Genomic DNA, 5,259 nt, shown 5'->3' with positions numbered 1-5,259 from the left:
TATGGTTGAAATTAGTTTTAATTAAAACTAATTTCTTTAATTGATTTTTACTAGCAATACAATTGCTAGTTTTTCCACCTCTGGGGAACAGTAGTGAAGCCCTTTAGGGTTCCCCTGAGGTGCAGTATGATTCGGAACAATAGTAATAAATTTAACTAATATTTTTATTATCAATACAATTGCTAGCTTTTTTATAAGAAGTTACTATGTAACTTTAAAAAAGAAATTAAATTTGAACTTCTCCTATAAAGGAGAAGTATCCATAAATCCTTCATTCTTCATTATTCATTCTTCATTAATAAGTTGTGAATTGTATAAAAGTGGAGTTATAATGTTCAATAGTAGTATATTAAAGGAGGGATTAATATAATGAAAAACAGGAAAGTTTGTACTTTCTTTTTTCTTGCTTTGATATTAATATGTTTTAGTATTAAAACTTATGGTTTCGGAGAAAAAGTGGATTATATTATTGGGGTAGATAGATACGAAACATCTGCCTTATTAAGTAAAGCTAATTATGAAAATTCTCCATATGCTGTTATTGCTAGCGGAGAAAGTTATATAGATGCTTTAACTTCTTCACCTTTAGCCTTTAGTAAAAAAGCACCAATTCTATTAACAAATAAAAATAAGTTAAATGAATTTACCAAAAAAGAAATTTTAAGGCTAGGAACTAAAAATATATACATAGTTGGTGGTATTGGTGCTGTGTCTGAAGAGGTTGAGAAAGAAGTAAAAAAATTAGGAATTCAAGTTACTAGATTAGGTGGAATAAATAGATATGAAACTAGTGTGAAAATTGCTAAAGAGCTTGGTGATATAGAAAATATTATAATATGCAGTGGACATGATTATAAGGACGTAACCTTAATTTCTAGCTATGCTTCCATGAGTAAAAACCCAATTATCTTATACGATAATGACAAAAGCTATCTAGAGAATTATATGAGTGAAAAGGGTGTTAATAGCGGATGCATCATAGGAGATTTAAACTTGAATTATGATATTTTTTCTAACTTTAAAAGGGTGGATAATAAAAGAACTGGAGATATATTAAAGAGTTTTTATGGAGATATAGATGTTGAAGCATTACTTTTAACTACTTCTTCTAATTTTGCAGATGCATTGTCATCAGCTCCTATTGCAGCAATGAAAAAATCGCCTGTAATACCTTTAGGACAATATGCTGAAAAAGAAACAATTAATTTTGTAAAGGGTAAAGGATATTTTGATGTTATTGTAGTTGGTGGAACAGTATCTAAAGATGCGGTACAAGCTATAGTTAATAGAACATATATATCGCCAGAATTTACTGAAGAAAACTCTAAGGTAAAGTCGTTACCAGATAAATATGAAATGGTGTATTTAGAACAGTTAGAAAAAGAATTATTTAATTTATGTAATAGTGCAAGAGAAGAAAGAGGTCTGTCACCATTAGTTTGGGATGAGGAATTGTATGAGATATCGAGATATAAATCAAGAGCAATGATGCAGTTAGAGTATTTTGGACATAACAATATAAATTATGATAATAGAATGGCTCAGGCATTAGCTGAAGCTTTTGATTACACACCTACATCCATAAAGGAAAATATATTATATACTACTAAATTTTTATCAGAAATTGATGCTGATCATATATTCAATCTTTGGATGAACTCTGAAAGTCATAGAGAAAATATACTTTATTCTGAACACACTAAAACAGCTATATCTGTAGCTTATAGTGATAAATATTATAGTAAGTACAAAAGAAATAATATATTATTTGCAACACAGCATTTTTCTAATAAATAGTTAGGCAATTGAAAACTTAAAATAATGCACAATTCACAGTTCACAATTCACAATTAAGGATGAAATTATTTTCTTAGAAAAATAATTTCTTTAAATAGATTTTTTTAACTAGCAATACAATTGCTAGTTTTCTTCACCTCTGGGGAACAGTAGTNNCCCTGAGGTGCAGTATAGTTCGGAGCAAGAATTAATGAGATTATACTAAATTTATGGAGATAGGCAATGTTATTGAAATATTGTTTAAAGTTGCAGGTACTGTGCCATATCATACTGCACCCCAGGGGTCTAAACAGAAGTAGTTACAGATTTAAATTCTGCGACTACTTTAATTTTGTTTAAATCTATAATTTTATTATAGACCCCAGGGGTGGAAATTAATGCTGTAAAGTATCTTTCATCTCTAAGGAACAGTTACCGATGCAATAATATTATGGCGAACACTGTTCGCCGCTACAGAATCAATTTTAAATTTCTCAGTGATAACTGAGAAATATCTACAATTGTGCATTGTGCATTGTGAACTGTGAATTGAATAAAGTCTAAACTGTAAATTATTTAAAAATAATTTACAGTTTTTTTAGTTATTTTCAACTATAATTTTAACATTAATTACCATATGTGTTAAAATTAAAATATGTGAAAATTTTTAGTTGAATAGTGGGGGAGAGGTTGTGTTTAAAGGAAAAAGATTGGCTATGATAATAGCACTATCCTTAATATTATGCAGTAAGAAAGTTTATGGAAGATCTTTTGAAAAGCTTGAGAGTATGGATAGATGTGAATTATCTATAACTGTGGCAAAAGAGCTTTGGGATAATGCCTATAGGGGTGGAAAAACAGCAGTTTTAGCTTTGGAAAAGGATGAAAATTTAGTTGATTTGCTTTCTATTTCTACTTTGGCCTATAAGAAAAAAGCTCCTATTATATTAATTAATAATGGAGAAAAGATTAAAGATGAACTTATAGAAAACTTAAAGAATAAGGGAGTTAATAAGGTTTATTTACCTTCAGGACAGGGAGTTTTAAAAGAGGAATTAACATTTCAATTGAAAAGTCATGGAATAGATGTGATTAGACTAGGGGGAAGGAATAGAGTTGAAACAAGTATTAATATTTCGAAGGAATTAGGAGAATATAAATCAGTGGCAGTTATAGGATATAATGGCTTGCCAGATTCTATTTCTTTAGGTCAAATTGCAGTAAGAGAAGAAACGGCTATTTTAGTTTCAGATAATAAGGGAAATATAAAAGAAAATTTTTATTATGATAATAAAAATAATTACGTAGTTGGTGGAGAAAAATTAGTTAGTAGTGAAAGTGAGAACAAGTTAAAAGCAAAACGGATATATGGAGAAAATAGGTATGAAACAAACTTGAAAGTAGTTGAACATTTTAAGGACAAGCTAAACTTTAATAAGATATATATTTCTAGTGGACAAGATGATCAATTAGCTCAAGCACTAATAATAGGACAATTAGCTACTGTAGATAAAGCGCCATTAATTCTTTTGGATAAGGATAATGAGCCTAAAGTAGAGGAATTATTAAAAGATAGTATTAATAAATATACAGAAATAAACTTTTTTAACTATGAAAATAAAAATTTATTTAAAGATATATTAAGTAGAAATAATTCACTTCCAGATAGGAAAGAAGTTAATAATAAATATGTACAAGATGTTGCTCCAGTTAAAGAAGAAGTGAAAAGCTCAGATAATAAGGGTGAAAAGAAAAATACAGAAATTGAAAAAGATAAATTAGAAGAGTTACCTTATAAAGGGTATAAAAAGATTAATAATAATGAAATTAACATAGAGTTTGATAGTGAAGTAAAAATTAATAATAAAGAAAAAATTGAAGTAATGACAGAAAATAATAAAAAAATAAAAGAATTAGCTATAGAAAAAGAAAATCTATTAGTAAGTTTAAAAGAGCAGGGAGATTTTAGTGGAATAAGAATTAAAGATGAGGCTATAGCATCAAAGGATGGAGTAAAAATCTATAAAGGAATAGATGTGATTTTAGAAGACGATAATGCACCAGAAGAAAATTTAATACCACCTAAAATGATAAACTATGAAATTCATGATGGAGAAATAACATTAAAATTTGATAGAGAAGTTGAAATAGATAAAAATATAAGTGAAGAAATTTCTATAGATGGAGAAGATATAACTGTTAAGCGAATTAAAACTGAAGGTAAAATAGTTACAATAAACTTTAAAGGAGAGGTAAGCTCTTTAACCATACCTAAAGGATTGATAAGATGTGGCAATTTAGCTTCAGAAGAAATAAAAATATATATAGAAAATAAATACATTAAAAATCCTAGTATAGCAGTAGTAGATAAAACTATTAAATTGAGTTTCTCTGAAGATATTGAGCTAAATACAAGGGATTCATTTTGGAAATATATATCATTAACTTTTAAAGAAAAAGAAGCAAGTAATGATATTATAGTAAATGTTGCAAAAAATCAATTGGTTATAATAATAAAAACAGGTGGTATAGTTGAAAAAATTAATATTAAAGAGGGTTTTATAAAAAGTAAGAATTCTAATAAAATAAATAACGATATTGAAGAAAATGTTGAAGTTATAATTCCTTACAATGAAGTGAAGGTAAGAAATAAGGAAGAATTTGAAAGGGCTATCAATAGTAAAGTGACGCAAAAAATACATGTAGAAAACGATATTGAAGGCTTAGGAAAAATAATTTTGGACAAGCCTATAATAATTAGCGGTAATAGAAATAATCCTAAAATAGAACTAGAAAACTTGGCAATTCTTAATAAATCCGTAGTGTTGAATCAAATTATTGTTAAGGGTACAAATAATGAAAAGCCTACTGTAAGTATAGATAATGTAGAAATGACTAAAAATGAAGGTATTATGTTTAATACTGTTGGAATAGAAAGCGGTGGCACAGCATTAGAAATTAATAATTCAATAATAAGATTAAAAAATCTAAGTTTAGAGTATGAAAAAATTGGATTAGTTATTAATAACTCTGATGTGCGTTTTTTAAGATATTCAGATGAAAATTATTTATCAACTAAAAACGTATTAAAGGATAACAACAATCCTGCAATAATGATAAATAGAGATAATATATTTAATAATTATATCTTATTTTTAGCTGAAAAAATAATTCATGAAGGTATAAATAATAATCCAGTTATTGTAATACATGCTTTTTCAACAATGGATATCTTAAATGGTAATACAGATAGTTACACTGAGCTAATAAAAGAAAATAATTTTGATGAAAAGAAGGAGTATGAAATATACTTAAACAATGGAGGATTGACGATGGACAATTGAGAACTTATAAGAATTAAGAATTAAGTATGAAGGATGAAGAATTATGGTTGAAATTATTTTTAAACAAAATAATTTCTTTAAATAGATTTTTTAACTAGCAATACAATTGCTAGTTTTTTTCACCTCTGGGGAACAGTAG

At 27.3% G+C, this 5,259-nt stretch carries 2 protein-coding genes; both read left to right on the top strand.

Features of this window, described 5'->3' with window-relative positions:
• Nucleotides 1-369 precede the first annotated feature (369 nt).
• Nucleotides 370-1,797: a cell wall-binding repeat-containing protein gene (locus B2W91_RS03755; RefSeq protein ID WP_291578942.1), complete on the top strand. Its 1,428-nt coding sequence runs from the start codon at nt 370-372 to the stop codon at nt 1,795-1,797.
• 671 nt (nt 1,798-2,468) lie between these two features.
• Nucleotides 2,469-5,120, top strand: a complete 2,652-nt coding sequence (locus tag B2W91_RS03750) for a cell wall-binding repeat-containing protein (protein ID WP_291578941.1) — start codon at nt 2,469-2,471, stop codon at nt 5,118-5,120.
• Nucleotides 5,121-5,259: the final 139 nt, after the last annotated feature.

It is taken from the genome of Clostridium sp. UBA6640 (assembly GCF_002455975.1).
Classification (GTDB): Bacteria; Bacillota; Clostridia; order Clostridiales; family Clostridiaceae; genus Clostridium_J.
Note: the sequence above shows the minus strand (reverse complement) of the source record. Positions and strands in the feature narration are given on the sequence as shown.

What these genes read in the sequence shown, in the direction of transcription:
- B2W91_RS03755 (WP_291578942.1), top strand. Translation starts at nt 370, where the DNA reads ATGAAAAACAGGAAAGTTTGTACTTTCTTTTTTCTTGCTTTGATATTA.